The 24,210-nt window shown below is 58.7% G+C and carries 28 protein-coding genes and 1 tRNA gene; 14 read left to right on the forward strand and 15 right to left on the reverse strand.

The genetic code is table 11. The features are described 5' to 3' along the window. The first annotated feature begins 11 nt into the window (after positions 1–11). Positions 12–221 carry a TOBE domain-containing protein gene (locus tag CYB_RS01890; protein ID WP_011430671.1) on the forward strand — a complete coding sequence of 70 codons (210 nt, stop codon included), beginning with the start codon at positions 12–14 and terminating at the stop codon, positions 219–221. Between the two features lie 28 nt (positions 222–249). Here CYB_RS01890 and CYB_RS01895 read toward each other — a convergent pair whose 3' ends face one another. From CYB_RS01895 to CYB_RS01960, 14 genes are all read right to left on the reverse strand, one after another. Then, positions 250–1,902, reverse strand: coding sequence for a helix-turn-helix domain-containing protein (locus CYB_RS01895; protein WP_011432065.1), 1,653 nt, complete (start codon positions 1,900–1,902; stop codon positions 250–252). 342 nt (positions 1,903–2,244) lie between these two features. Further along, positions 2,245–2,502, reverse strand: a complete 258-nt coding sequence (locus CYB_RS01900) for a hypothetical protein (RefSeq protein WP_011432066.1) — start codon at positions 2,500–2,502, stop codon at positions 2,245–2,247. 99 nt (positions 2,503–2,601) lie between these two features. Beyond that, on the reverse strand, positions 2,602–2,979 hold the full coding sequence (locus tag CYB_RS01905) for a ferrous iron transport protein A (RefSeq protein ID WP_011432067.1): 378 nt from the start codon (positions 2,977–2,979) through the stop codon (positions 2,602–2,604). A 28-nt stretch (positions 2,980–3,007) separates the two neighbouring features. Then, complete coding sequence (locus CYB_RS01910; RefSeq protein ID WP_011432068.1) at positions 3,008–3,307, reverse strand: 2Fe-2S iron-sulfur cluster-binding protein; 300 nt, start codon at positions 3,305–3,307, stop codon at positions 3,008–3,010. A gap of 42 nt (positions 3,308–3,349) precedes the next feature. Next, positions 3,350–3,715: a nitrogenase-stabilizing/protective protein NifW gene (nifW, locus tag CYB_RS01915; RefSeq protein WP_011432069.1), complete on the reverse strand. Its 366-nt coding sequence runs from the start codon at positions 3,713–3,715 to the stop codon at positions 3,350–3,352. Continuing rightward, entirely contained in the window at positions 3,712–3,975 is a 264-nt protein-coding gene (locus CYB_RS01920; protein ID WP_011432070.1) for a CCE_0567 family metalloprotein, read from the reverse strand. The genes nifW and CYB_RS01920 overlap by 4 nt, the downstream gene beginning before the upstream one ends. Positions 3,976–4,041: 66 nt before the next feature. Continuing rightward, positions 4,042–4,497 carry a NifX-associated nitrogen fixation protein gene (locus CYB_RS01925; RefSeq protein WP_011432071.1) on the reverse strand — a complete coding sequence of 152 codons (456 nt, stop codon included), beginning with the start codon at positions 4,495–4,497 and terminating at the stop codon, positions 4,042–4,044. Positions 4,498–4,499: 2 nt separating this feature from the next. Beyond that, positions 4,500–4,919, reverse strand: coding sequence for a nitrogen fixation protein NifX (gene nifX / locus CYB_RS01930; RefSeq protein ID WP_011430663.1), 420 nt, complete (start codon positions 4,917–4,919; stop codon positions 4,500–4,502). A gap of 81 nt (positions 4,920–5,000) precedes the next feature. Next, complete coding sequence (gene nifN / locus CYB_RS01935) at positions 5,001–6,341, reverse strand: nitrogenase iron-molybdenum cofactor biosynthesis protein NifN (RefSeq protein WP_238376856.1); 1,341 nt, start codon at positions 6,339–6,341, stop codon at positions 5,001–5,003. Further along, positions 6,338–7,732, reverse strand: a complete 1,395-nt coding sequence (nifE, locus tag CYB_RS01940) for a nitrogenase iron-molybdenum cofactor biosynthesis protein NifE (protein ID WP_011432073.1) — start codon at positions 7,730–7,732, stop codon at positions 6,338–6,340. Before nifE ends, nifN begins: the two co-directional genes overlap by 4 nt. Beyond that, the gene (locus tag CYB_RS01945; protein WP_011432074.1) at positions 7,723–8,082 is read right to left on the reverse strand and encodes a Mo-dependent nitrogenase C-terminal domain-containing protein; all 360 of its coding nucleotides are present in this window, start codon (positions 8,080–8,082) and stop codon (positions 7,723–7,725) included. The genes nifE and CYB_RS01945 overlap by 10 nt, the downstream gene beginning before the upstream one ends. 3 nt (positions 8,083–8,085) lie before the next feature. Continuing rightward, on the reverse strand, positions 8,086–8,310 hold the full coding sequence (locus CYB_RS01950) for a DUF2949 domain-containing protein (RefSeq protein ID WP_011430659.1): 225 nt from the start codon (positions 8,308–8,310) through the stop codon (positions 8,086–8,088). 42 nt (positions 8,311–8,352) lie between these two features. Then, positions 8,353–8,898: a ferritin-like domain-containing protein gene (locus CYB_RS01955; RefSeq protein ID WP_011432075.1), complete on the reverse strand. Its 546-nt coding sequence runs from the start codon at positions 8,896–8,898 to the stop codon at positions 8,353–8,355. 54 nt (positions 8,899–8,952) lie between these two features. After that, positions 8,953–9,246, reverse strand: coding sequence for an Asr1405/Asl0597 family protein (locus tag CYB_RS01960; RefSeq protein ID WP_041436135.1), 294 nt, complete (start codon positions 9,244–9,246; stop codon positions 8,953–8,955). A 773-nt stretch (positions 9,247–10,019) separates the two neighbouring features. On the opposite strand from CYB_RS01960, the gene nifB reads away from it, so the two are divergent. The 13 genes from nifB (at position 10,020) to CYB_RS02020 (ending at position 21,964) form a co-directional block, all read left to right on the forward strand. Continuing rightward, positions 10,020–11,456 carry a nitrogenase cofactor biosynthesis protein NifB gene (gene nifB, locus CYB_RS01965; RefSeq protein ID WP_011432078.1) on the forward strand — a complete coding sequence of 479 codons (1,437 nt, stop codon included), beginning with the start codon at positions 10,020–10,022 and terminating at the stop codon, positions 11,454–11,456. 25 nt (positions 11,457–11,481) lie between these two features. Continuing rightward, complete coding sequence (gene fdxB, locus CYB_RS14255) at positions 11,482–11,775, forward strand: ferredoxin III, nif-specific (RefSeq protein ID WP_011432079.1); 294 nt, start codon at positions 11,482–11,484, stop codon at positions 11,773–11,775. A 34-nt stretch (positions 11,776–11,809) separates the two neighbouring features. Then, the gene (gene nifS / locus CYB_RS01975) at positions 11,810–13,009 is read left to right on the forward strand and encodes a cysteine desulfurase NifS (RefSeq protein WP_041436140.1); all 1,200 of its coding nucleotides are present in this window, start codon (positions 11,810–11,812) and stop codon (positions 13,007–13,009) included. A gap of 56 nt (positions 13,010–13,065) precedes the next feature. After that, a complete protein-coding gene (nifU, locus tag CYB_RS01980; protein WP_011432081.1) occupies positions 13,066–14,004 on the forward strand; it encodes a Fe-S cluster assembly protein NifU in 939 nt (312 codons plus the stop codon). A gap of 277 nt (positions 14,005–14,281) precedes the next feature. Beyond that, positions 14,282–15,160, forward strand: a complete 879-nt coding sequence (nifH, locus tag CYB_RS01985) for a nitrogenase iron protein (RefSeq protein WP_011430651.1) — start codon at positions 14,282–14,284, stop codon at positions 15,158–15,160. A gap of 95 nt (positions 15,161–15,255) precedes the next feature. Next, complete coding sequence (gene nifD / locus CYB_RS01990) at positions 15,256–16,719, forward strand: nitrogenase molybdenum-iron protein alpha chain (protein WP_011432082.1); 1,464 nt, start codon at positions 15,256–15,258, stop codon at positions 16,717–16,719. A gap of 65 nt (positions 16,720–16,784) precedes the next feature. After that, positions 16,785–18,320: a nitrogenase molybdenum-iron protein subunit beta gene (nifK, locus tag CYB_RS01995; RefSeq protein ID WP_011432083.1), complete on the forward strand. Its 1,536-nt coding sequence runs from the start codon at positions 16,785–16,787 to the stop codon at positions 18,318–18,320. A gap of 253 nt (positions 18,321–18,573) precedes the next feature. Beyond that, positions 18,574–19,761, forward strand: coding sequence for a homocitrate synthase (gene nifV, locus CYB_RS02000; RefSeq protein ID WP_011432084.1), 1,188 nt, complete (start codon positions 18,574–18,576; stop codon positions 19,759–19,761). Next, positions 19,751–19,900 carry a hypothetical protein gene (locus CYB_RS15115; RefSeq protein ID WP_011432085.1) on the forward strand — a complete coding sequence of 50 codons (150 nt, stop codon included), beginning with the start codon at positions 19,751–19,753 and terminating at the stop codon, positions 19,898–19,900. Before nifV ends, CYB_RS15115 begins: the two co-directional genes overlap by 11 nt. After that, complete coding sequence (locus CYB_RS02005; RefSeq protein WP_011430646.1) at positions 19,897–20,160, forward strand: nitrogen fixation protein NifZ; 264 nt, start codon at positions 19,897–19,899, stop codon at positions 20,158–20,160. Before CYB_RS15115 ends, CYB_RS02005 begins: the two co-directional genes overlap by 4 nt. Further along, positions 20,157–20,357: a putative nitrogen fixation protein NifT gene (gene nifT / locus CYB_RS02010; protein WP_011430645.1), complete on the forward strand. Its 201-nt coding sequence runs from the start codon at positions 20,157–20,159 to the stop codon at positions 20,355–20,357. Before CYB_RS02005 ends, nifT begins: the two co-directional genes overlap by 4 nt. Before the next feature lie 200 nt (positions 20,358–20,557). Next, positions 20,558–21,739, forward strand: coding sequence for an L-lactate MFS transporter (locus tag CYB_RS02015; protein WP_238376857.1), 1,182 nt, complete (start codon positions 20,558–20,560; stop codon positions 21,737–21,739). A gap of 141 nt (positions 21,740–21,880) precedes the next feature. Continuing rightward, positions 21,881–21,964: transfer RNA gene (locus CYB_RS02020), tRNA-Leu, on the forward strand. On the opposite strand, the gene CYB_RS02025 is transcribed toward CYB_RS02020, so the two are convergent. Beyond that, positions 21,965–24,157 (reverse strand): glycosyltransferase 61 family protein, encoded by a 2,193-nt coding sequence (locus CYB_RS02025; RefSeq protein WP_238376858.1) that lies wholly within the window; start codon positions 24,155–24,157, stop codon positions 21,965–21,967. It abuts the tRNA gene before it with no gap. Positions 24,158–24,210: the final 53 nt, after the last annotated feature.

A 24,210-nucleotide genomic window follows, 5' to 3' on the forward strand; every position in this document is an offset into this window, starting at 1 on the left:
AAGGAGAAGTCATGCAAATCAGCACTCGCAACTTTTTTAAAGGAACTGTAAAAAGCTTCCAGGTGGGCATGGTCAATGCCGAAATTGTTCTGGAAGTTGCACCAGGCATAGAAATAACAGCCATTATTTCTAAGCACTCTGCCGAACGGTTGGGCATAGCAGTTGGAAAAGAAGCGTATGCTGCCATTAAAGCCTCAGATGTGGTCATCGCCGTGGATTAGTGGTGGATTAGCAAATTGAGTGACTGGCCTAGACTTGCTGTTGCCTGGGATCCAAATACAGGGCTTTGATAAGGCGCTGGCGATCGTTTAGGCTGATCTGAAGCCGCCCATTCTCTACATCCCGCACCCAGCTCTGGCTGCGCCCCAGCCTCTGGGCCAATTCCCGCTGGCTGATTCCCTTTTGCCGGCGTGCCGCCGAGATATCCGCTCCACGCAAAGCTTTGCTTGAGGGGAAGTCTTTTGGGTTTTCGGGAGGGCCAGGGAGATCCGAGTCTGTTGCAACAGGCGCAGACTTTGCCCTACGCCGCTGCCGGGATCCCGATTCTCGGGTCGGGGATCTGGCTTCTTGAACTGCTTGACGATGCCAGTCGGAGGGCAGATGAAATCGTTGAATGCGAGCCTGCATCAAGAGTCCCCACTTGCCCCGCGGCCCGGCAGCGGTCAGCAGGCCGCCATTATTGGCATCTTCAATCCAAAAGTTCAATGCCTCGTCCGCATCCTCGGGCACAGCTTCCAGGCGAGCCCACAGGGGTTGAATGGAAGAAGGATAGGTGAGGGGATCGAACTCCGGCTTGAGGCCGTAGTGGTTGAGAACCTCCAGATCGCTTTCAAAGGTGCGCACCAGCCGTTTGCGTTCTTGGAGATTGAGATAAGCTTCCTGCAGTCGCTCTTCCCCGTAGGCCACTCGCATCAGGGTGGGCACCGTCAGACGCTGTTGCCGCCCCATCCTCACTTTGAACAACAGCCACAGCAGCAGGCGCATGGCTCCTTCATGGTGTTGCCAATGGCTCATCACGGCCTGCAGCAGGGATAGGGGCAGGCTGCTGTACTGATAAAAGGCTTGCCCCTGGCGGCACCCTTGTCGATTGAGAAAGTACCGTGTCCATTCGCCGGGCTGAATCGCCCAAGTCAGGCCCACCAGATGGTTGCAGCCCTGCTCATCTTTTTGAAAGTGGCGATGCATCTTGAGCAGCCTCCACAGAGGGCCAGCCGGTACCGAAAACCCCTTCACCCGCCCCTGATCCGGCCAATCGATGGAGACTTGAATCCGACAGAGCTGCTCTATCCAGGTCATGAACAGGTGGAGACGGGTCATCTTGCTCAGATCTTTACGTTTATCCCAGCCCAAATAGGACTCCAATTGTGAGTCGGTGAAAACAAAGGATTCCTTCCAGGGGCTATCCAACCCGGCGGCATAGGCAGCAAAAATAAGATGCAAACAGGCAGTTCGCACATCGATCGGAGCACTTTGTGGGATCCCGTCCAAACATAGAGTTAGGGTCAGAGATCCCTGGTTGTGGCCAACAGATTTCTGATAGCAAACCTGGTTATCTCCCTGCTTTTGCAGATTGAGAGATTGAAATTGAGATAGGAAATTGCAAGCTTCCCAGACCACAATTGACGAAGCAAAAGCCTGGCTATGGCCGTTCAAAAATAGAGGTGGACTGCTGCGAATGCGGGCCGTGACCGTGCGGTTGCGCCCCTTCATGGCTTCATAAGGCTGCGGGGCAGAACCGGGACACAGGCTAACGCACTGAGGTTCTGGGAAGAAACCTTCGCAGTCATTGCACAACAGAGGATTAATCCAGTATTCCCCATCCTGGACAACAATAGCTTTTGTAGGACAGCTATCTACGCAAGCGTTGCAACCGATACAATTCCCTGAGATTTGATAAGCCATAGCCCTCGAACTCCATAGCGTTTCCCTGTAGCTCTCCTTTGTTCACGCCTGCTATCGCATCTGCAAAACCCTAAACCCGGCCATGGAGACCTTCCTCGCAAAGCCGTGGCAGCCCGGCGAGAGACCTTAGTTTAAGGTCTGTTTCCTAAGCTCAATTCGTGAACTGGATTGAACGATACCTCAAAAGATCCCCGGCAGGCCAGGGAGATTTGGTCTAGGGTGAACCTTCTGGAAAGCTTTGTTTTCTCTTAACTTCTAATGTTTACAGTGAACTTTTGAGATGGCTTTGCAGGCTACTCCTCCCCCTTGAGAGCCTTTTGGGGATCCGAACTGCAGCAAGTGTCAGGCAAAACGCTCAATAACCAAGCCGACACAAGGTCGTCCGCCCACCCAATACGTCGATTCATCGGCAAGGTTGTGGCTTGGCTCTAGATGCCAACCCAAGGGATTGGGTTCTAGCTCCAGCGCCCGCACGATTTCCTCTGGGCTTAGTCCTGTGCAGAGTTGAATGTGTTGCAACTTGGGAAATGGCTTTTCCACAAGGCTAAGCTCTTCAGCAGCTTTAAGGATGGAGCCCAGGTGCAACAAACAGGTGTTCATGGCTTTGCTCCCAAATCAAGATAGGTTATGAAGAGATGAGCTTCCCTTACTTTGAGTGTCCCTCATTACAGGTTAAAAATTGGGTAAATAGACTACATTTTAGAAGGCTCTTGGCAAATTTAAGATTGTTTTCTTATTCGGTTCTTGGGTAGACATCAAGGCGCAACGGGGATCCATGTAAACCCAGATGGGTTTAGCTAAATGAGCAGGAAGGGAAAGTTGGCCACTGGGTAGGAGTAGGATCCACTCAGGGTGACGTTGGATAACCTGGAGATAGGTACCTGGAGTGAGACCCATTTGCTGCAATTGGGCGCAAGCAGCTTCGGATCCGCGCAGTTGGTAGATGCGACCTTCTTCTCCAACCTTCATGAGTTGGAGAGGAGATATGGTTATTGAGATCTTAGGGACGGTGGGCGGTGCCAACATATAGGGATCCCTAATCTTAGAAGAGGCCATTTGAGCCTTGCCCGAGTCCATTTGCGAGCAGCTTGGAAGCAGCGATCTATCAAAACAAGTAAGCTTCCTGGTGAGTGCGAATCGTACAATTGGAGCGAGGTTTAGCCACGCAGAGCAGCACAAATCCTTTGGCTATTTGCTCCTCATCCAGAAAGGTTTGCTCCGATTGATCGACTTCTCCTTCTACCACTTTGGCCACGCAAGAGGAACAACTACCGGAGCGGCAGGAAGAGGGCAAGTCCACATCTTGATCCTCAGCCGCTTCTAGGATGGTTGAATCTTCATCTACTGAGATATAGGTGTCGAGCCGTCGTTTTGGGTTAACCAAGTGAACTGTGTAGGTAGCCATGATGAGATCTCCAGAGAGTTGACGAGGGGTAAACAAGGGAGCTTAGGCAGGGATCCCAGGGCTGCATTCGCCCCGCTCTCCCGAAGAGCTGCAGCCGGCACAGCCGCCAACGGGATCCGGACAACCATAGTCTTGAAAGACTCGGAAGAGCTTCTCCTGCTGCGGGGTAGAAGTGAGAAAGGTTTGATACGCTTTTTCCAGCGCTTGCCGGGCTTGCTCCAGCCATTCTTCTTCGCTGCCCTGGAAGTGCTCCAGAGGAGCCAGATACTGAGCAAATTTGCGTAAGATATGCAGGCGATTCACGTTGACCACCCGCGGATCGTAGGGGAGCTCGAAAAAAGCGAAATAATCCTCGGCATTGACTAGGGCTTGGAAGTCTTTCCAACGGCGGTTGTGGTTCCAACTCATCGGCAGGTCTCCAGGGTTTTCAAGCGTTGTCTGAGGGTGTGCAGCCGGGCAAACAGGGCATAGGTGCGGGCTGCCAAGTCGGGGAGTCGCTCGAACCCGTCGGGTAGCCCCTCGGCCAGATCGTGCAGATCCATTTTCAGTTGGCCTGCTTTGCTGTTTAGTCGTTTGATCTCGGTGCGGAGCTGGTCGGCAGACAGGTGTTCAAAGGGCTCGAAATCCAGGCCGTTCACAACATTCTCAACGTCACTCTCATTCAACATGGGCAAGGCACTCCTAATTGCTGAAGAAAAAGAAGAAAAAATGGCTGCCGGGACGGAGACAAGCGGCTACAGTCGGCCCACCTCAGGGTAGGTTCGGGCCAGTTGGATCCCTTTGTCGATAAGGGCAGTGGCTTTTTCGCTGAGCTGTTCGAGGGAGTCAAAGCCAAAGCGATGGGCATCCCGCAGGGTGTTGACCACCAACAACAACCGCCCTGAGAAGACCAGCACCCAACCAAAGCCTTCGCTGTTGAGATCCAGCACCACCTGAGCCAGGAGGCCCGTCTCCTTTTCGATCAGGGCGGCAATGGCGCGGTAGTAGATGAGAATGCGGCTCCGCACCCCGGGATCCACCTCCCCTTCGAGGGATATCTGGCGTTTTTGGGCTTTGGTGACGACAAAGGGCTTGAGCAGCAACTCATCACTCCAGGCGCGGTAGGTGCCGTAGGGATCCGCCGCCCGCATCTGGCGAACGATCTCTTGCAAGATGGGGCTGGTCGAGGGGGAAAGAGGGGTAACCGTCATGGCTAAACCTCCGCAGGGGAAGTAGAGGGATTTGGGGCTTCGGCTTTGCGGGCGCGCTCGGCCAAGAGCACTTTGCGCAGCCAGGGGGGAGGGTTGTGCAGGGTGGATACCAGGCGCTGCAACAAGCTCTCGATGGATTCTTCTTCCGACTGCACTTTGATGGGGGTGATGCGGCGGTTGATCAGGCGGGCGGCGGCACTGCTGCCAATGGCAGCCACGTAGATGAGGGTGACATCGGCCAAAGCCTGCAGCTTGGGCACCAGCTTGTCCTCGTTGCCATCTGCCTCCAAGTTGCCCCCAAAGGTGAGGGTCTTACAAAATCGGTAGCCTTCGGGGGTGACTTCGTAGAGGTCGATCTGGTTGGCCCAGCCAAAGTGGGCATTGACGTGCTTGCCGTCGCGGGTTGTAAAGGCCACTTGCATAGGCGTTCTCCTTAGAAACGTGAACTTGAGGGTTTGGGGGAGCTAGGGGCACTTGGGCTGCCCTTCGAAGCTCTGGATCCCTTAGAATCCATGCCCAGAAACCTGGGGTGGGCTGGGGTGACGGGCTTCCTCCTGCTCCATCAGCAGGTTGCCGACAGCAAACAGTTGGGATAGGGTGCCGCGATAGCCCACCTGACAGAGGTGGTTGGCCCCCAGCCGGTCGAAGATGGGGATCCCCATCCGATGCACCGGGATCCCCAGCCGCTTGCCCAGGCGCGCCACGTGGGAGTTGCCCACCAGCAGGTCAGCCCCGGGTGCTAGCTCCTCCAGATCCCCCAGATCTCCCACCCGCACTGCCTCAATGGGAAGGGTGGTCAAGTGGGGATCCGGTGTGGGACTGATGGCCGCCTGGATCTGACAGCCCATATCCAGCAGCCAGTCCACCCACCCCCAGAGCAGATCGGCTTCTAGGGCCAAGGCAATCCGCTGGTTGCCGAAGAAAAAGTGGCAATCCAGGAGGGCATCCTGGACTTGGCTGCGCTGGCGGCGGTAGCGAGAGGGCACCGGCTGCTGGCTGTGATCGGCCAAGGTTGCCAAAAAGGGATCCACAGCCTTGAGACCGGTCAGGTGGGGGAAAACCCGATAGGGGGTGCCAAAGCGCTGGGCCAGGATCTGAGCGGCAGGGCGCATGCTCTCGCCGACAGCTATGGTGAGGCCGGAACGCCCGAGCTGGCGCAATTGCTCAAGGGTGGTGCCGCCGTCTGGGGTCGCCCTAAAGCCGGTGCCCAAGTGTCCGTCCAGGGAACCCGCGGGATCCGGCACCAGGATCGGCTCTAGGCCAAAAGCCTCCGCCATTTCTTTGATCTCCTGGGCGTCGGCAGGGGTGAGGGCAGGCCCGCACAGCACCGTTACCTGGGCAGGGCGGACGGATCCCGACGGCGATTCCGGCAGGGTGCTGACCAAGCTGTTGACGGCGATGGCATAGCCGTCTTGCAGGGATCCTTTAAAGTCAGGCGTGGAGGCCAAGACGATGGGCAGATCCTGCAATTGCGGCTGGCGTCGGCGCAGCTCCCGCAGGATGCGCGGCATATCGTCCCCGCGGGTTTCCGTGAGGCCGGTGGTCAGAAGACCAATCAGCTCCGGCTGGGCCTTCTCCACCAAGGTGAGGATGGCAGCTTCGACATTCTCCTCCCCCCCCAAGATGGTGTCCACTTCGGACATGGCAGTGGTGGACATGGGAATGGCCTCGCGGAAATGACGTACCAGCAGCGCTTTGGCAAAGGCCGTACAGCCTTGGGAACCGTGGAAGAGGGGCAGACAGCCCTTGATCCCCAGAAAGGCCAGGGCCGCTCCCAGCGGAGCGCTGAGTTTGAGGGGGTTGACGCTGAGAGGCTTGCGTTCTTGGATGAGCTGGGCCATCATCCCACCTCCTCTTCGGCTGGAGTCTCCCAGGGGGCAGGCCGTCGCAACTGCTCCCAGATGGGGCTGTGGAGGGCGGCATCGATCTCCCGCGCCAAGTTCACCAGGCCGCGATAGCCGGCATAGGCATGGTGCCGCTCCTGGTTGATGTCCAGAAAGGGGATGCGGGCCTTGAGGGCGGTGTACTGGTTGCGTCCGCCGGCGATGAGCAAGTCCGCTTTCGTGCGCTCCACCACCTTGAGCAGCTCTTGAGGGCTGCCCTTGTCCAAGAGAATGCCATCCTGGCCGAGCAGCTCGCGGATGCGGGCTTTGTCTTCTTCGGTGCTTTTGCGGGTGCTGGTGGCCGTTACCTGCATCCCCAGATCTCGGGCAGCAGAGATGATCGACCAACTTTTCACGCCGCCGGTATAAAGGACAACTCGTTTGCCCGCCAGCCGCTGCCGGTAGGGGGCCAAAGCCGCCTCGGTGGCGCGAGTTTCCCGCTCGATGAGGGCCTCGGTACGCTCCTGCAGTTCGGGATCCTTCAGCCCTTGGGCAATGGCCCGTAGGCAGTGGTTCATCTCCTGCAGCCCGTAAAAGGAAGCCTCAATGTAGGGGATCCCGTAGCGCTCCTGCATCTTGCGGCCCACATTGAGCAGGGCTTTGGCGCAGATGAGGACGTTCAGCTTGGCCCGGTGGGCGGTACAGATCTCGCGGTAGCGGCCATCGCCGGTGATCTTGGCCAAGATGCGGATCCCCAGCTCGTCAAACAGAGGCAAGACATCCCACAGCTCGCCGGCAATGTTGTACTCGCCGATGAGGTTAATGTCGCGGGGAGTGGTGTACTCCGGGGAGGCGGTGCCGATAACATAGTCCAGCAGGGCTTCTCCGGCCAGACGGTTGCCTAGGTTTTTGCTGCCCACAAAGCCGGGCGCATTCACCGGAATGACCGGGATCCCAAGCTGGCGGCTGGCCCGCTGACACACGGCCTCCACATCGTCGCCAATGAGGGCAGTTACACAAGTGAGATAGACAAAAATGGCGGCAGGCTGGTATTTGGCCTGCAAGTCAAGGATGGCCTGGAACAGCTTCTCCTCCCCACCGAAGATGATCTCGTTCTCGCTCAGATCGGTGGTGAAGCCCACCCGATAAAGCTGGGGGCCAGAAGAGAGGCTGCCCCGCGTCCCCCAAGAGTTGCCGCTGCAGGCGATTGGCCCATGTACTAGATGGGCGGCATCGGCGATCGGCACCAGGGCAATCGAAGCCCCGTCAAAGGCACAGCCTCCCTGCGCTCCTCCTGGCTTGGCTTGCTCGGCACAGACTTTGTTTTTGCCTTTGCCGTCTTTCTTGTGGTTGTGCTCGCAGGCGGTCTCGTTGAGCAGCTCCGCCACTTTAGTCCGGCTGATCAAAGGCATGATGGGATCTCCTGAGAAGAGGGGGGCTGGGGTTGAGCCGCAGCTTCGGCCAGATAAGCCGCCGCCCGTAGCCGCAGGGCGATGATCTCCTCGTAGAGGGGGTTGATGCGACAGAGGGCCGGAATGTGGATGGTGCGGGATCCCAGTCGGATATCCCGCTCAAAGGGACAGGAAGCCGGGATCAAACGACAAATCCAACGGGCCTGCCGGGATCCCCGAATTTCAATGCTGTTGAGCCAGCGGCGCGGCCACTTCAGGGCGGATCTGAAAATTGAGTTCAAAACCAGGCCGAGCCATCCCAAAGGGTTGCCGACTCTGGGAAAGGGAAGAGAAGGGTAGGGATAAGTCATGGCTTAAACCTCCGAATGGGTAGAATTGGTAACAAGAGGAGGGGGAGCACACCATTCAAAAATCTGCTCCAGTTGCTCCAAAGAAATCAGCCCGTAATGCCAAAGAATCATGGGCAAAGGGCCCTGTTCACACCCATGCCGTTTCAGGGCGAAGGTGAGGGCGGATTCCGGGATCCCAAGCTCAACTTGCAAAAACTGCAGCAGCGGCGCCCGATCGGGGGTAAGCATGGCAGAGTCTCCCAAAACGAGGGGTGGGCGTAGATGGGCAAGCTAGGATGGGGACAAGCCCAAAACCAAGCTGTCGGCAGCCAGAAAGTGGGCCAGGTGAAAGGCCCGTTCTTCCGTCCGCAGCAAAATCTGCTCGTAGAGGTGACGGGTGGCGCGATCCCCAACACTTTCCGCCAGAGCCGCCTGGCGACGCAGCAGATCGATTAGGCTTTGCTCGGCCCGCAAATCCGCTTCCAGCATGGGCCGCACGGCCAATGCATCGTCCCCTTCTGGGCTGAAGCAGCACAGCTCCGCCAGCTTGGCAAAGCTGGAGGCCGGGATCCCACCCAGGCCGTTCAGGCGCTCCCCCACCTCATGGGCGTGGTTCTGAACTTCCTGTAGACTTTCGTTGAAAAATTGATGAATTGAGTAGAACTCTGCTCCTTCGACAACCAGATGGTGCTTCAGATACTGCAAATACAGCCCCTGAAGACTGGCCCAAGCCAGGTTGAGGCCCTCGCAGATGGGAACCGTGATCTCCCGTCCCAGGTGAACGGGGTTGTCTCGGACTTGTTGGAAGGAGCGAGTTGAGGGGGATGGAGTGGTCATTGGCGCTACCAAAACGAGGTGAACAGGAGAAGCAAGAAGGCAAACGGCAGAGGTTCAGGGGTGGTCATCCCCTCCTGCAGATCTCTCAGGGGGATCCCAGGTCTGGAGAGACCAGCAGCGATCCAACCAATTCAGCCAGCCAGAGCGGTTGAGGGTGAAAAGGCGGAGCACACTGTGGACGAGGAGGGCTTCGGTGGGGGTGCGAATCATCACCCACAGTTGGCCGGTCGGGGTACAGCCACAGGTCAAATCCAGCTCCTGCAGACGGTAGAGAATCCGCCAGCGATCGCAACGGGGCACCTGCAGCACTTCAGCCGTTTTCGGTGGGGGAGAAACAAGGGGGGACATAAGCTCACCGGTTGGGAAGCAGGGGGCGAGTCTCAACAGAGGGGCAGAACCGTTGGGGTTCTGTTCCCCCGCTTATATCCCCCGCTTATAGCAAGCGGCTGCAGGGGCTCAGGCTTGGCAGCGGGCGATCAGGACTGATTGAGTTATTGCTGATGTACTCAAGCCCTGGAAGCTTGGCCCAGAGCGCAAAAAAAGTTTTTCTGGGGATAGGGGGTTGAGTCTTTTGCCTGCAGGGATCCGGTATTTTTGGGGAAGGGTATGGGTATTTGAGCGAGTACATCCCCCCTGTCACAACAAGAAAGTCCGACGGCCTGCCGCCGCAATAGTCTTCACTTCCTTGGCGAGGACTTTGCCCCAGGGGGATCTTTCCTCAAACTCAAACGGCTATTTTCAATACACTTTTGGGCTGATACGATATTAAATCGTAGCAATTGATGCAAAACGCAGCCGAGGCTGCGGCGCTTGAGTGCATCTGAGCAGATTTTTAGTATTTCTTAAGCATTGCCCCAAGCCCTTGTCGAATCAGGGATTCCGGGGATCCTCCCCACAGCCGGATCCCCCGCCCCTTTGGGTCAAAATACGGCATCCCCGGCCTTGAAAAACCAGACCCTTGACCCCTAAAAAAAGTTGGATTTGGCCTGCCATTAGGCTTTGCAGGTCTTGAGTACAAAGCCAATAAACTCGATCAGTTCTACCGGGCTGAGTGCAACGGAGCGGGCAGAGGGCGGTTGATATAACCGCCAGTAACGTTCTATCCCCTGGTTGACCCCACTATGCCGCCCCTTTCAACTCCGCCCCGCCAGGGATCCCCCTTCCCATCGGCCTGCGCTTGCAGCAGCAGCCCCCGCCAGGCTCTCCCCCCTCATCTGCAGCAACGCATCGCCACCCATCCCTGCTACAGCGAAGCAGCTCACCATCACTACGCCCGCATGCACGTGGCGGTAGCCCCCGCCTGCAACATCCAGTGCAACTACTGCAACCGCAAGTTCGACTGTGCCAACGAGAGCCGGCCCGGTGTGGTCAGCGAGCTGCTTACCCCGGCGGAAGCCGCCCACAAAGTGCTGGTGATTGCCGGCAAGATCCCGCAACTGACGGTGGTGGGCATTGCTGGGCCTGGGGATCCCTTGGCCAACCCCAAGCAAACCTTCGAAACCTTTGCCCGCATCGCCGAGAAAGCCCCGGATCTCAAGCTCTGCCTTTCCACCAACGGCCTGATGTTGCCGGACTACATCGACGAGATCAAACGGCTGAACATCGACCACGTCACCCTGACCATCAACATGGTGGATCCAGAGATCGGAGCCAAGATCTACCCCTGGATCCGCTGGCGGCGCAAGCGCATTCGAGGGGTGGAGGCAGCCCGCATCCTGCACGAACGGCAGATGGAAAGCCTGGATCTGCTGCGGGAGGCAGACATCCTCTGCAAAGTCAACTCCGTTCTCATTCCCGGCATCAACGACACCCACCTCTTGGAAGTGAACCGGGTGATCCAGGAGAAAGGGGCTTTCTTGCACAACATCATGCCCCTGATCTCGGCGCCCGAACACGGCACCTACTTCGGCCTTATCGGCCAGCGGGGCCCCACCCCTCAGGAGTTGAAAGCCCTGCAAGATCGGTGCTCCGGCAACATGCGGATGATGCGCCACTGTCGCCAGTGTCGGGCGGACGCGGTGGGCCTTCTGGGGGAAGACCGCAGCCAAGAGTTCACCAAGGAGCGCTTTATGCAGATGACCCCCGAGTACGACCCCGAAAAACGCCGCCAGGTCCAGGCAAGCATTGCCCAACTGCAAGCTCAGCAGCAGGCAGCCCCGACCCACTGGACAGCCGACCTGCCTCCCGACAGCCCCTCCATCCTGGTGGCCGTGGCCAGCAAAGGCGGTGGCTTGGTCAATCGCCACTTCGGCCATGCGCGGGAGTTTTTGATCTACGAGGTCAACGCCCGTGGGGCGCAGTTTGTCGGCCACCGCAAGATCCCGCAGTACTGCCACGGGGGATCCGGCGAGGACAACAACCTAGAGCAAATTCTGGATCTCATCCGGGATTGCCGAGCTGTATTGGTCTCCAAGATTGGCGATTGCCCCATGAAGCGTATTCGCGAGGCCGGCATCGAAGTGGTGGAAGACTACGACCTCATTGAAACGGTGGCCCTCAAGTTTTACCGCACCTGGTTGGTCAACCAGGCCCTGGACAGCAAATCTTCCCGATCTTGAGACCTCATCTTTTGGAGACGCGGCCATGGCTACTGTAACTGCTCTCACCAAAGGCGGACTGCCCTGGATCCCACAGTTTATCGAAAGCCTGGATATCAGCCGCTGCCTCGGCTGTAGCCGTTGCCTCAAAGTCTGTGGCCGGGGTGTGTTCGCCCTCAGAGCCCTCAACGAAGACGGCGAGTTTGTCGACAACGAAGAGGAAGAAGAAAGTGAGCGCAAAGTGATGACCATCCTCAACGCTGCCCTCTGCATCGGCTGTCAGGCTTGCGCCCGCATTTGCCCAAAGCAGTGCCATTCCCACGCTCCGCAAGCCGTTTAACTTTGCCCAACCCCTATCTTGTACCGGAGCCTGTATGAACCCTGTGATCTACCTGGACAACAACGCCACCACCGCCGTGGATCCCCTGGTTCTGGAGGCGATGCTGCCCTATTTGCAGACCTTCTACGGCAACCCCTCCTCGATGCACAGTTTTGGCGGCCAGGTGGGGCGTGCCCTTAACCAAGCCCGCGAACAGGTGGCAGCCCTTCTGGGAGCCGACCCGACGGAGATCGTCTTCACCAGTGGCGGCACCGAAGGCAACACCACGGCCATTTATGCAGCCTTGGCAGCCCAACCCCAGAAGCGCCACATCATCACCACGCAGGTAGAGCACGCCTCGGTGCTCAACGTCTGCAAGCACCTGGAAAAACAAGGCTACCGCGTCACCTACCTCTCGGTGGATGAGCAAGGCTGCCTGGACTTGCTGGAGTTGGAAGCAGCCCTGACCGGCGATACTGCCCTGGTGAGCTGCATGGCCGCCAACAACGAGACGGGCGTGCTTTTCCCCATCGAGGCGGTGGGATCCCTGGCTCGCAGCTATGGGGCTGTTGTCCATGTGGACGCAGTACAGGCGGTGGGCAAGATCCCTCTCGATCTGCAGCGCCTGCCGGTGGATCTCCTCACCCTTTCCGGGCACAAGCTGCATGCCCCCAAGGGGATCGGCGCCCTCTATGTGCGGCGGGGCTTTCGCTTCCGTTCTCTGTTGCTGGGAGGACATCAAGAGCGGGGCCGCCGCGCCGGGACGGAAAATGTGCCGGGCATCATCGCCCTGGGCAAAGCGGCTGAGCTGGCCCAAGCCCACCTGGGGGATCCCCATGAGCGGCTGCTGCGGGATCGCTTGGAGCAGGGCTTGCTACAGCGGATCCCGGATGTCCAGGTTAACGGCCACCCCACTCAGCGGCTGCCCAACACCACCAACTTGGGCTTCAAGTTCGTGGAAGGGGAAGCGATCCTCTTCTGGCTGAACAAATACGGCATCTGCGCCTCCTCCGGCTCCGCCTGCACTTCCGGATCCCTGGAGCCCTCCCATGTGCTGCGGGCCATGGGCCTGCCCTACACCGTTTTGCACGGCTCAATCCGCTTCAGCCTCTCTCGCTTTACCCAGCCGGCAGAGGTGGAGCGGGTGCTGGAGGTTTTGCCGGGGATCATTGAGCATTTGCGGGCCATCTCCCCCTTCAGCCACGAGGCGGAAGACTGGCTGCAACAGCAGGAACGGGAACTGGCTCGCCGCTGACCCCCCTCAAACTCATCTTCCCTCGACCGTTAGCATCCTCAACTCAGGATCCAGCCATGTGGGACTACAGCGAAAAAGTTTTGGAACTCTTCTACCACCCCAAAAACCAAGGGGCGATGGATCCCAGCTCCGAGCCTGGTGTTCGGGTGGTGGTGGGAGAAGTGGGCAGCATCACCTGTGGCGATGCCCTGCGGCTCTACTTAAAGGTGGACGAGGCCAGCGAGCGCATCTTGGCTGCCAGCTTCCAAACCTTCGGCTGCACCAGCGCCATTGCCTCTTCCTCGGCCCTGACGGAGCTGATCACCGGCCTCACTCTGGATGAAGCCCTGCGGATCGACAACCGCCAGATCGCCGATTACCTGGGCGGCTTGCCCCCCGCCAAGATGCACTGCTCGGTGATGGGGCAAGAGGCTCTGGAGGCAGCCATCTACAGCTATCGCGGCCTTCCCCTACCTGACCATACGGATGATGACAGCGCCTTGGTCTGCTCCTGCTTTGGCGTCAGCGAGCAAAAGATCCGCCGCCTGATCCGGGAAAACCGCCTCACCTCCGCTGAGGAAGTAACAGCCTACAGCAAAGCGGGTGGTGGCTGTGGTTCCTGCCTGGCCCAGATTGAAGACCTGATTGCCGCCGTTCTGGCCGAGACCGACACGATCCCTTCAGAAGATTCAAGAAATTCAAAAGGGAACTCCCAAAACCAGACAGAGCCCTCTCCTGCTGCTCCCCCTCCTGTCTCGGCAACAGCGACACCCCCTCCCCTCACCACCTTGCAAAAGATCGCCCGCATTCAGGCCGTCCTGGAGGAGGAAGTTCGCCCGCTGCTGTTGGCCGATGGCGGCGATGTGGAGCTGTACGACCTGGAAGGGGATCAGGTGTGGGTACGCCTCAAGGGATCCTGCACCACCTGCCCCAGCCAGCAAAACACCCTGCGGTTGCTCATCGAAACCCGCCTGCAAGAACAGGTGTGGCCCACCTTAACCGTGCATGCCCTCTAGTTGCCCATTCTCGATAAGCCTGAGAGCCCTATGATCTGCCCCACTGTTACTCCCCGTCGCTTCCCCCATCTCCTGCCTCGATTCGGGAGAGCCCCACCGTTCAACCGGTTTGCTTTTGGATTCCAAGGGATCCAAGGCTGCCTCCCCGCGAGCTGAAATCCTTTGCAGTAAGGATCCCGTCTCGCTAATGCGACCAGTTGCGCCCATTGGCAAGAGATTTCTAACCCTTAAGTCGCCCTCAAGTTTTTCCTCAAGTCTTCATTAGGAGAACTGAACCATGAGACAAATTGCATTCTACGGCAAAGGCGGTATCGGCAAATCCACCACCTGTCAGAATACCGTTGCCGGTATGGCCGAATTGGGACAGCGGATCATGATCGTCGGCTGCGACCCGAAAGCCGATTCCACCCGCCTCATGTTGCACTGCAAAGCCCAGACCACCGTCCTTCACCTGGCGGCTGAGCGGGGATCCGTAGAAGACGTGGAGCTGGAAGAAGTGGTGCTCACCGGCTACCGAGGGGTGCGCTGCGTGGAATCCGGTGGCCCCGAGCCTGGCGTTGGCTGTGCTGGACGAGGCATCATCACCGCCATCAATTTCTTGGAAGAAAACGGAGCCTACGAGGATCTGGACTTTGTCTGCTACGACGTGCTGGGGGACGTGGTCTGCGGCGGTTTTGCCATGCCCATTCGGGAGGGCAAGGCCCAAGAGATCTACATTGTTTGCTCCGGCGAAATGATGGCCATGTATGCGGCCAACAACATCGCCCGCGGCGTGCTGAAATACGCCTACTCTGGCGGCGTGCGTTTGGGTGGCCTGATCTGCAACAGCCGCAAGGTGGATCGCGAGATCGAGCTGATCGAGGCTCTGGCCGAAAAGCTCAACACCAAGATGCTGCACTTCATCCCCCGCGACAATGTGGTTCAGCACGCAGAATTGCGCCGCATGACGGTGATCGAGTACTCCCCCGACTGCAACCAAGCTGACGAGTATCGGGCCTTGGCCAAAAAGATCATCAACAACACGGATCTGAGGATCCCCACCCCCATCTCTATGGATGAGCTGGAACAGTTGTTGATAGAGTTCGGCGTTTTGGACGACGACCAGAAAATCGCCCACCTCATCGGCAAAACCGAAAAAGAGCTGGCCCCTGTCTGATCCCCGAAAAGACGGGCTGGGGGTAGCTGGTTTCCTCCCTCAGCCCCCCTTCGCACTGTGGCTTTTATCCATGACACCCAATAGCTGAGGTTCTCATGACTACTCTGAAAAGTACCCTCAAAGAGGAAACCCGGAAAATCGTAACGGAGGTTCTGGAAACCTACCCCGAAAAAGCTCAGAAAAAGAGAGCTAAGCACCTCAACGTCTATGACGAGGGCAAAGCAGATTGCGGAGTAAAATCTAACATTAAATCCATCCCCGGCGTCATGACCACCCGCGGCTGTGCTTACGCCGGTTCCAAAGGAGTGGTGTGGGGGCCGGTCAAAGACATGATCCACCTCAGCCACGGCCCCGTGGGCTGCGGCTACTACTCCTGGTCGGGACGGCGCAATTACTACGTGGGAATCACCGGGGTGAACACCTTCGGCACCATGCAGTTCACCTCCGATTTTCAGGAGCGAGATGTGGTGTTTGGGGGGGACAAAAAACTGGCCAAACTCTTGGTAGAAGCCAGCGAACTCTTCCCCTTGGCCAAAGGCATTACCATCCAATCCGAATGCCCCGTCGGCTTGATCGGGGATGACATCGAGGCAGTGGCCAAGAGAGTTTCCAAAGAAATTGGCAAGCCGGTGGTACCGGTGCGCTGCGAGGGCTTTCGGGGGGTTTCCCAGTCCCTGGGCCACCACATCGCCAACGATACGGTGCGGGACTGGGTTTTGCCCATTGCTGACAAGAAAGCCAAGGAGGGATCCCTCAACTTTGAGCCCGGCCCTTATGATGTGGCCCTGATTGGGGACTACAACATCGGCGGCGACGCTTGGTCTTCCCGGATTTTGCTGGAAGAGATGGGCCTGCGGGTAGTGACCCAGTTCTCCGGCGATGGCACCTGGAACGAGATGTTGCTTGCCCCCCGGGTAAAGCTGAATCTCATCCACTGCTACCGCTCCATGAACTACATCTGCCGCCACATGGAGGAAGCCTACGGGATCCCCTGGCTGGAGTTCAACTTCTTTGGCCCCACCCAAATTGCCAAATCCCTGCGGGCCATCGCCCAGCGGTTTGACGAGACCATCCAGGCCAAGGCAGAGCAGGTGATCGCCAAGTACAAGCCCCAGAGCGAGGCCATCATTGCCAAGTACCGTCCCCGCCTGGAGGGCAAGCGGGTGATGCTGATGGTGGGCGGACTGCGGCCCCGCCACGTCATCCCGGCCTTCCGGGAGCTGGGCATGGAGGTGATTGCCACCGGCTACGAATTCGGCCACGGCGACGACTACAAGCGCACCACCCAGTACATCGACGATGGCACCCTCATCTACGATGACGTGTCCGGCTACGAGTTTGAAGAATTTGCCAAGAGGTTGAAGCCAGATCTCATCGCCTCCGGCATCAAGGAGAAGTACGTCTTTCAAAAGATGGCTTTGCCCTTCCGCCAGATGCACTCTTGGGACTACTCCGGCCCCTACCACGGCTACGACGGCTTTGCCGTGTTCGCTCGCGATATGGATTTGGCTTTGAATAGCCCCACCTGGGATCTGGTCAAAGCCCCCTGGAAATCCTAGCTTGCCGCCGGGATCCCAGACGCCAACGGCCCTTCCTTCCCCTGCCCCTCATTAGGAGACCGACCATGCCGCAAGATATCCAAGACATCAAAGATCATGCCCGCCTGTTTCAAGATCCGGAATATCAGGCGCTTCTGCAGTGCAAGCAAACCTTTGAAGATCTCCCTTCCCCGGAAGAAGTGGCCCGGGTGGCCGAATGGACAAAATCTTGGGAATACCGGGAGAAAAACTTTCAGCGGGAAGCTTTGACGATAAACCCTGCCAAAGCCTGCCAACCCTTGGGGGCCATCTTCGCCGCTGTCGGCTTCGAGGGAACTCTGCCCTTTGTCCATGGATCCCAGGGGTGTGTGGCCTATTTTCGCACCCATCTCACCCGCCACTTTAAGGAGCCCTTTTCGGCGGTCTCCACCTCGATGACGGAAGATGCGGCGGTGTTTGGCGGCCTCAAAAACCTAATCGAGGGACTGGAAAATGCCTACGCCCTCTACAAGCCCAAGATGATCGCCGTGTGCACCACCTGCATGGCGGAGGTGATCGGGGATGACCTGGGGGCCTTCATCACCACGGCCAGAAATGAGGGAGTGATTTCCCGCGACTTCCCGGTGCCCTATGCCCACACGCCAAGCTTTGTGGGATCCCACATCACCGGCTATGACAACATGCTCAAGGCCATTCTCAGCACCCTCACCGAGCCGGTGGGCCGCACGGGTAGCAATGGCTACATCAACGTCATCCCCGGTTTCGATACCTACATGGGCAACTTGCGGGAGATCAAGCGCATCTTCGGCTTATTCGGGATCCCGCTGACTTTGCTGGCGGACAACTCCGACTATTTGGATTCGCCCAACGACGGCACTTTCCACATGTATCCCGGCGGAACCCCTCTGGAGGTGGCCGCCCAATGCTTGAACGCCGAGGCTACTTTTTCCTTCCAGCGCTACACCACGCCCAAGACCCTGGAGTTTCTAGCAGAGGCCTCGGGTCGGCCCACCCTGACGGCGCGGCCAGTGGGTATTCGGGGCACGGATGAGTTTTTGATGCAGCTATCCCAGTTAACGGGCAAGCCCATTCCCGCCGAGCTGGAGATCGAACGGGGCCGGGCGGTGGATGCTTTCACGGACTCCCAAGCGTGGATCCACGGCAAGCGGGTAGCCCTGTATGGGGATCCGGATCTGGTGATGGGCTTGCTCAGCCTGTTGCTGGAGCTGGGAGCGGAGCCGATCCATGTGGTGGTGACCAACAGCAACGAGGAGTTCGAAGCCGAGGCGCGGGCACTGCTGGCCTCCAGTCCCTATGGACAGGGGGCAACCGTCTGGGGGGGCAAGGATCTCTGGCATCTGCGCTCTCTGATGTTCACCGAGCCGGTGGATCTGCTGATCGGCAATTCCTACGGCAAATACCTGTGGCGGGATACGGGCACGCCTTTGGTGCGCATCGGCTACCCCATCTTCGACCGCCACCATCTGCATCGCTATCCCACCTATGGCTATGTGGGGGCGCTCAACCTCCTTAACTGGATTGTCAACACCATTCTGGATGAGGCAGATCGGCGCAGCATCATCCCCGGCAAAACCGACATCTCCTTCGACTTAATTCGTTAGCTTCCGGAGTAGGGGGATCCCAGAGGCCGGACTTTGTCGGACTTTGTCAAGGATCCCCTGCTCCAAAGACTCCACCCCGCTAAGAGGAACAGCCAAGCCTTACAGGAATCTGATGAATTCTGCGGCAACTTGGTTGAGCTTTCTACCCTGGACATGATTGCCCTGACGCAACCGGGGTCCCGCTAGCGGTGCGGAGCACCATCGACGGTTACCGATTGCCTAGGCGGGCCGTAGGTCTTGGAGGATGGATCCCATGAATTCCTCTATCACCATCAACGACACCACCCTACGCGATGGGGAGCAAGCGGCAGGGGTAGCCTTCCAAATCCCCGAGAAAATCTCCATTGCTGCCCTCTTGGATGCCATTGGCGTGCCCGAGATCGAGGTGGGGATCCCGGCCATGGGCGCCGTGGAAACGGAAGCCATTCGCGCCATGCTCAGCCTGGGGCTGCGGGCCCACCTGCTGGGGTGGAACCGGGCTGTGCCCAGCGATATCCTCGCCTCTATTCGTTGCGGCCTCAAGCGGATCCACATCTCCGTGCCGGTCTCGGATCGGCAAATCGCTGCCAAGTTCCAAGGGGATCGCCCTCGGCTGCTGCGACAGTTGCGCCAATGCGTGGAGATGGCCTTGGAGCAAGGGCTGTGGGTCTCGGTGGGGGCAGAAGATGCCAGCCGCACCCCCCTGGAGCAGGTGATCGAGTTGGCCCAAATGGCCCAAAGCTGGGGCTGTCGGCGCTTCCGCTACTGCGATACGGTAGGCGTTTTGGATCCCTTTAGCACCTACAAGCAGATTCGCCGTCTGGTGCGGGCCATCGATATCCCTGTGGAGATGCATACCCACGACGACCTGGGCATGGCCACTGCCAATGCCTTAGCCGGGATCCGCGCCGGCGCTCAGTCGGTGAACACCACCGTCAACGGCTTGGGGGAACGGGCCGGCAATGCCCCCTTGGAAGAGGTGGTGATGGCTTTGCGCTGCACCTTGGGGATCGATGTTGGGGTGGATACCCGCCGTTTGCGGGAGCTGTCTCAACAGGTGGCACGGGCCAGCGGTGCTCCCCTCCCCCCCTGGAAGGCCATCGTTGGCGACAACGCCTTTGCCCACGAGTCGGGCATTCACGCTGCAGGGGTGCTACGGGATCCCCAGACCTATGAGCCTTTCCCACCAGAGGCGGTAGGCAGCCAGCGGCGGCTGGTGTTGGGCAAACACTCCGGCCGGCATTTGCTGCTCCAGATCCTCAAGGAACAGGGGATCCCTGTCGAGCAGATCCCACCTGGCCAACTGGAAAAGCTCCTGGAACAGGTGCGGCAGCACGTCACCCACTGCAAGCATCCGATCCCACCGGCGGAACTGGCCCGTTATTGCCGCGCAACGCTGACGCAATGGGCGCAACACACTCCAGAACCCATCCCAGAGGAGAGCCATCCCGATGTTGTCTAACCGCTTGTCCGGAAAGGAAACTTCCAAATCTCAGGCCATTTTGGCAGCCGTGTCTCGACGGGCGCGCCAAGTAGGCCGCAGCCTAACCCGCCAAGAGCTTTGTCAGGTGCTGGCAGAAATCACAGGAGGTACCCCATGAGCGACGAACTGGAGCTGGATCGCCCTCCCCAATTTGAGCTGGGCGACAAAGTCCGCATCCGTAAGGTCATCCGCAACGATGGCACCTTCTTCGGCCAGCCGGTGGGGAAAATCTTGGCCGTTCCGGGCGACGAAGGTTACGTGATTTCCATTGGCACCTTTCTACAACGGTTTTACGTCTATGCCGTCCACTGCTTGGCCAAAGGCTTGGTGGTGGGGTGCCGTGCCCAAGAGCTGGAACTTGTGGAGAAAGGGCTATGAAAGTCATCCTGCACGAAAGTGCCTACGGGCATTTGATGGTCTACGTTCCCAAAAAAGATCTGGAAGAATCGGTTGTGGCCACCCGTTCAGAGGCCGGGGAAACCATTTTCACCTTGAGCAACGGTTGGGAATTGTCCATCCCGGAGCTGCCGGAGCCTTTGTCTCTGCCCAAGACGGTAGAGGCCAAACGCCTCTAGCCAACGGTTGGCTGAACAATTCAAGCAATTCTATTCCTATCGGCTCATCCCCGAAAGGGCTGAGAGAATGGGTTGAACTCAGCTCCAACAAGCTCTAGATACCCATGAAAAGGGTTGGATTCCCCGTTACTTTGTATGGACAACCGGCCCATATGGGGAGATGGCTTTTCATCCTCCAGGGGCTCCTGGTTCTTCTTTGCTTGGGAACCGTCTATTCCTGGAGCATTTTCCGCAAGCCCCTGGAAACAGAGCTGGGGATTGGGGCCAGTGAGAGCCTGCTGCCCTACACGGTTGCCCTCGTGTTCTACGCTACCCTCATGCCCATCACAGGGTTTGTCATCCCCCGCTGGGGATCCCGCCGAGTACTGGCTCTGGGGGGCAGCTTGGTGGGTTTGGGCTATGGGCTGGCTAGCTTTGCCCCTTCTATTGGGTGGATCACCCTCTGCTATGGGGTGATTGCCGGTAGCGGAGTAGGGGTTGCCTATGGGGTGCCGATGGCCGTGGCAGCCCGTTGGTTTCCCGATTGCAAGGGATTGGCCGTGGGATCCACCATTGTCGGCTTTGGCCTATCCCCCCTGCTCACTGCTCCCCTGGCCAACTGCTTGATCGAGGCACTGGGGGCTCGGCCTACGCTGCTGATTTTGGGGATCCTCTTTGCAGCGGTGATCTTGGGGATCGCAACCCAACTGAGATTTCCTCCCCCCGATTGGATCCCTTCCTCACCTTTTCCAAGAAAATCCACGAATGGCCCAGATCGCTCTCCGTTGACTTCTCGGCGCTCTCTCCCTCTGCTGAGAAACCCCTCCTTCTATGGCCTGTGGATCTGCTACGCCATCGGCACTCTGATCGGTTTAAGCGCCATTGGGATTTCTGGTCCTGTGGGGGAAGAGCTGATCGGCCTGGATCCCCCTGCGGCTGCCAACAGCGTGGCTCTCTTCGCCATTTTCAACGGGCTCAGCCGTCCTCTGTTTGGCTGGTTGGCCGATCGATTACATCCCCATCAGGTCACTACGGGCTCCTATGGGCTGATCCTGCTGGCCTGTGGGCTAATGCTCCTGCCTCCTCAGGGATCCCTTCTGGCCTACTGGGTAACTTTTTCCTTGCTTTGGTTTTGCCTGGGGGGGTGGCTGGCCATGGCTCCCGCCCTGACCCTGCGCTTGTTTGATCCCGAACGCTACGCCCAGAACTACGGCATTGTGTTTACCGCCTATGGAGTTGGGGCCTTGGTGGGAACGATGATCGCGGGGCAAATTCGCGATAGGCTGGGCAGCTATAGCTATACCTTTTATGGGATGGCCGCCTTGGCGGTGGTGGGGATCTGGGTGGCCAACGCTTTTTTGAAGGAGAAGCGGAAGTTAACGCGGCAGGGATCCCATAAGTAGAGGCAGCAATCTGGCGCTAGGCACTGCTAGCGCGAGCGGCGATTTCATACTCCCCACTGCAAGGCTGAGTGAACCAACTTAAAGACTTGCCCCCCCACGGCGAGCAGTTTGGTAGAGTAGTACGGCTATTGCCGACAGATTGGGATCGTGGCGGAATGGTAGACGCTACGGACTTAAAATCCGTTGTTCCTCAAGAACGTGAGGGTTCGAGTCCCTCCGATCCCATTATCCCCTGATCCCTGTCTGTTCCAGCACATTCAGCAAGTCCGGGATCCGAACCCAGGCATCTTCTCGATCCAAATCGGGGCTGGAAAGAAGAGCCACCAAAGCCGGATCGCAAACAGGCGCCACCAAGGGGAAATACCTTAACCCTGCCACCTGAGCAATACTCCAAAAATAGGGAAGCACTGCATTGCTGGGCAAGATCTCGATGACGGTGGTGCCGGGTGGACAAAAGGCGAGGTTGGTCAGGCCCGCCCCGTGGATCCCGATCACTGCCTCTGCCCCTTGCATTAGGGCTATTTGCTCGGGAAGAGAGAGGGTTTCCATCTGCACCGGTACAAATCCCCAGGGGCGCAAGCAGGCCAGCACCTCCGCTTCGTTGATCACCCGCCGCCAGCGGGCAGAGCGACGGCTGATGTAAATCCGCCGCGGTTGTAAGGGGTCAATGGATAAACTCGGCTGGGCCAGTTGCCGCAGCACCTCCAATCCCCTAGGCGTCAAACACCCCACCGGAGCGCCTGCTGAGGGCACGATCAGGTTCTGGGCTTGCAGATGGGATCCCCCCAACTGCTCAAAGCTGAGGATGCGCTCGGCTGGGATCCCCAAAGCAGCCAAGCTCTGCACCTGAAAGGGCTTTCTTTGATACCCGTGGATCAAGATGGGGATGTCCTTTTCCAGGGCGCCCGACCGCTGCAGGATATCGAGGGCCGGCAGAATATCCACCATCCAGTGAAAGTAATTAACTGCCCCCAAGGGCAAAAGGGCAACGGGGCCATCCAGTGGGATCGGTGGGGGGAGATGGGGCAAGCCCAGCAGGGGGTGGTGTCGCAGGTGATCTGGCCTGTAGTCCCAGTCGAGGAACTCCGGCGGCGGCAAGCTCAGGGATAGATCGGCGAGCAATTCTCCCCGGCGGGTGAGCACCCCGCTGGCAAAGCTGGCGTAGAGGTGGCGGGGATAGTGGCCCACGTGGACGGATCCTCGGGGGATCTGGGCGACAAAGGTCTCTGCCAAGGGGATGCGCTGCGGGCGCAGCTTTTGCAAAATGGCGGGATCAGCCGCAGGGGGCGCTTTTAGACAGAGAACCCCCCCTGGATCCAGCAGTTGGTAGTCCCCTTCGCCCGTGGCCTGATGCCACTGTCGGGTGGTGAGGTAGCCTTGGGTTGGCACTGGCCAGAAGTCAGTTGTAGGGGGAGTGCTCTGGGAAAAGGAGTCTGCTGGAGGGGCAACGCCTTCTGGAGCCCAACGCTGCCGCCAAGCCGAATACAGGAAATCGGGGATCCTCGCAGATCCCTCTCCCCTGCATGCCTGCTCCAGTCCAGATCGCAGAGGGCTTTCTCCGCCGCTGCCCTCGCACCACGCCTGCACCCAATTCCGTTCCGCTGCCACCGCTCGGCAAACCTTCTCCCAAGCCGCCTCAGGGTGAGCCAACCGCACTTCCGCTTCCGCCCAGTAGCTGTAGAGCTGCGCTGTCCCGGTGCCCCGCGCCTCAGCCGCCTGGAAACACCCCACAGCCTGAACTGGATCCTGCAGATCCAGCCACGCCAGGCCCATCTGTACCCAGGGATCCCCCCACTCAGGGCGCAGCCGCGCAGCCTCCTGCAGAGGGGAAATCGCCTCTCGCAAACGGCCCAGCTTCATCAGGGCCAAGCCCCAGCGCCAAAAACTCTCTGCCGCCGTCGGATCCTGCTGGCAAGCCCGCTCAAACCACTCCGCTGCCGCAGCCCACAGCCGGCTCCGCTCTTGGGTCAGGCCAATGCGGTGAGCAGCCAAAGCCTGGCCAGAAGACAGCTCCAGCTGTCCATCCCCCAACTCCAGAAGCTGCCGATACAGAGCTGCTGCCTGCGGCCAATGGCCCTTCTCCCACAGGCTTTCCGCCAAAGCCTGCAAGCTCCTCAGCAGGTGGTAGACGGCCTCGGATTCGGCCACCCCCCCCGCTTGCAGCATTGCCAAGCCCTCTTGCCACACCAGCTGCGCCTCCAGTTCCCGACCCAGCAGGAGATAGGCGGCTCCCAGCTCCCAATACAGCTCTGGAGAGGGGGATCCCTGCTCGAGCTGTTGCTGTAAAACCTGGGTAACGCGTTCGTAATGTCCCTGCTCCCAATCCTCAAGGAGAAAAGCGGAAGACAACAGATGGGAGGGTAGAGCTGGGTTGAGAGCCATGTCTTTGTGGATGAGAAACAGTGTTACAAACTGCAACAACCTCCCCACTCTGGGCCCGTGCCCCTAGTATTCTAGGCTTGGCTTCCCCC

It is taken from the genome of Synechococcus sp. JA-2-3B'a(2-13), assembly GCF_000013225.1.
GTDB lineage: Bacteria > Cyanobacteriota > Cyanobacteriia > Thermostichales > Thermostichaceae > Thermostichus.

Excerpts from the sequence above, each read along its gene's own strand:
- CYB_RS01890 (WP_011430671.1), top strand. The coding sequence starts at position 12 with ATGCAAATCAGCACTCGCAACTTTTTTAAAGGAACTGTAAAAAGCTTC.
- CYB_RS01895 (WP_011432065.1), bottom strand. The coding sequence starts at position 1,902 with ATGGCTTATCAAATCTCAGGGAATTGTATCGGTTGCAACGCTTGCGTA.
- CYB_RS01900 (WP_011432066.1), bottom strand. The coding sequence starts at position 2,502 with ATGAACACCTGTTTGTTGCACCTGGGCTCCATCCTTAAAGCTGCTGAA.
- CYB_RS01905 (WP_011432067.1), bottom strand. The coding sequence starts at position 2,979 with ATGGACTCGGGCAAGGCTCAAATGGCCTCTTCTAAGATTAGGGATCCC.
- CYB_RS01910 (WP_011432068.1), bottom strand. The coding sequence starts at position 3,307 with ATGGCTACCTACACAGTTCACTTGGTTAACCCAAAACGACGGCTCGAC.
- nifW (WP_011432069.1), bottom strand. The coding sequence starts at position 3,715 with ATGAGTTGGAACCACAACCGCCGTTGGAAAGACTTCCAAGCCCTAGTC.
- CYB_RS01920 (WP_011432070.1), bottom strand. The coding sequence starts at position 3,975 with ATGTTGAATGAGAGTGACGTTGAGAATGTTGTGAACGGCCTGGATTTC.
- CYB_RS01925 (WP_011432071.1), bottom strand. The coding sequence starts at position 4,497 with ATGACGGTTACCCCTCTTTCCCCCTCGACCAGCCCCATCTTGCAAGAG.
- nifX (WP_011430663.1), bottom strand. The coding sequence starts at position 4,919 with ATGCAAGTGGCCTTTACAACCCGCGACGGCAAGCACGTCAATGCCCAC.
- nifN (WP_238376856.1), bottom strand. The coding sequence starts at position 6,341 with ATGATGGCCCAGCTCATCCAAGAACGCAAGCCTCTCAGCGTCAACCCC.
- nifE (WP_011432073.1), bottom strand. The coding sequence starts at position 7,732 with ATGCCTTTGATCAGCCGGACTAAAGTGGCGGAGCTGCTCAACGAGACC.
- CYB_RS01945 (WP_011432074.1), bottom strand. The coding sequence starts at position 8,082 with ATGACTTATCCCTACCCTTCTCTTCCCTTTCCCAGAGTCGGCAACCCT.
- CYB_RS01950 (WP_011430659.1), bottom strand. The coding sequence starts at position 8,310 with ATGCTTACCCCCGATCGGGCGCCGCTGCTGCAGTTTTTGCAAGTTGAG.
- CYB_RS01955 (WP_011432075.1), bottom strand. The coding sequence starts at position 8,898 with ATGACCACTCCATCCCCCTCAACTCGCTCCTTCCAACAAGTCCGAGAC.
- CYB_RS01960 (WP_041436135.1), bottom strand. The coding sequence starts at position 9,246 with ATGTCCCCCCTTGTTTCTCCCCCACCGAAAACGGCTGAAGTGCTGCAG.
- nifB (WP_011432078.1), top strand. The coding sequence starts at position 10,020 with ATGCCGCCCCTTTCAACTCCGCCCCGCCAGGGATCCCCCTTCCCATCG.
- fdxB (WP_011432079.1), top strand. The coding sequence starts at position 11,482 with ATGGCTACTGTAACTGCTCTCACCAAAGGCGGACTGCCCTGGATCCCA.
- nifS (WP_041436140.1), top strand. The coding sequence starts at position 11,810 with ATGAACCCTGTGATCTACCTGGACAACAACGCCACCACCGCCGTGGAT.
- nifU (WP_011432081.1), top strand. The coding sequence starts at position 13,066 with ATGTGGGACTACAGCGAAAAAGTTTTGGAACTCTTCTACCACCCCAAA.
- nifH (WP_011430651.1), top strand. The coding sequence starts at position 14,282 with ATGAGACAAATTGCATTCTACGGCAAAGGCGGTATCGGCAAATCCACC.
- nifD (WP_011432082.1), top strand. The coding sequence starts at position 15,256 with ATGACTACTCTGAAAAGTACCCTCAAAGAGGAAACCCGGAAAATCGTA.
- nifK (WP_011432083.1), top strand. The coding sequence starts at position 16,785 with ATGCCGCAAGATATCCAAGACATCAAAGATCATGCCCGCCTGTTTCAA.
- nifV (WP_011432084.1), top strand. The coding sequence starts at position 18,574 with ATGAATTCCTCTATCACCATCAACGACACCACCCTACGCGATGGGGAG.
- CYB_RS15115 (WP_011432085.1), top strand. The coding sequence starts at position 19,751 with ATGTTGTCTAACCGCTTGTCCGGAAAGGAAACTTCCAAATCTCAGGCC.
- CYB_RS02005 (WP_011430646.1), top strand. The coding sequence starts at position 19,897 with ATGAGCGACGAACTGGAGCTGGATCGCCCTCCCCAATTTGAGCTGGGC.
- nifT (WP_011430645.1), top strand. The coding sequence starts at position 20,157 with ATGAAAGTCATCCTGCACGAAAGTGCCTACGGGCATTTGATGGTCTAC.